The 1071-nt window shown below is 61.5% G+C and carries 2 protein-coding genes; one reads left to right on the top strand and one right to left on the bottom strand.

The window, feature by feature from the left end:
• The coding region (locus AC1DY5_RS56790) for a hypothetical protein (protein WP_478122897.1) at positions 1 to 215 on the top strand (215 nt) is incomplete at its 5' end.
• Positions 216 to 810: 595 nt separating this feature from the next.
• Here the strand turns inward: AC1DY5_RS56790 and AC1DY5_RS56785 are convergent.
• Positions 811 to 1071: hypothetical protein (locus AC1DY5_RS56785; RefSeq protein WP_478122896.1), on the bottom strand; the 261-nt coding region annotated here is incomplete at its 5' end.

Genomic DNA, 1071 nt, shown 5'->3' with positions numbered 1-1071 from the left:
GCCCGCAGGAAGTGAGCCACTGGGCCGCCAAACTGGCCTGCTCCGAACGAGTGATTCGGGACGCTATTGCGATCAGTGGACCTGACCCGCTGGAAGTGCGCAAGTTCGTCGCTGGGGTACGCATGGGCGAGAAACTCCGGCGTGAAGCGTTCAAAGCCAAGGAGATCGCCGAGGCGGCTATCGCGCGAATCCAACGTCAGCGCGGATCAAGCTGAACGGTCGTGCCCGCTTCGGCGAGCCTTCTCGTGGAGATTCCGGGGACGGCCGCCGGCATCGAGGCACCACTCTCAGTGAGCGGGTTGCCGAAGCGCCTCTACCAGCGCCAGCGGACCATCTGAGCGCAAGGGTACGCCCTGATTGTTATGGCTGTGTGACCCCGACAACCGGCGGGGCGGGTGTGGCAGGTCTGTCGATCCCAAAGGCCGCACTCAACTCATCAAGAGCCTCATCGGCCAGCCGCACAGCCTCCTGAAGGTCAATGCCAATCGGTGCGTCGCCGTCGATAGCCCTCTCCGGAGGGTTGAGGGCAAAAATCATCCTCTCGCATGCGGCGAACCAGTCTGGCTTGAACCCYGTCGRCCGGCGTGCTCATTGATAGTTCCTTCGTCGTAAGTTTTTTATCCTACGACATTGCACGCTGTTCGCCCACCCTTGAGTCTGGACCGCCGTGGAACCTCGAAAAATGATAGAGGAACTATCGGGGTTGACCTGGTGCAACGCGGCGTCAGGCTTTGTTCAGGAATGAGGTCCACGATGTGAGTCCTCCTCCATCGACCTGTGAGAAGGTCTTGCCCGCCTCGGTGGGTTTTTTCACGTCCGCCTGGACGCCTCGACATCTAGCGTCCAGACCGTCGCTCCGATGCTCAGCAGCACCTCGAGATCGGTTTGGTAGCTTTCGCTCGCCTTGTCCAGGCGGTCGATAAAGGCCGCGATGTGCGAAATCGCCTCCGTCGCAGGCAACGCACCCCCTGCCCCGGCCCTCTCGACAACGGCGAACATGACATCGGTTCGGTTCATTGTGCGACTGTGCGCTTGACCGCCAATCGGCGCCCTGTGTCGCACCTTCAGCCC

The organism is Variovorax sp. P4_D9, from assembly GCF_056401695.1.
Note: the sequence above shows the minus strand (reverse complement) of the source record. Positions and strands in the feature narration are given on the sequence as shown.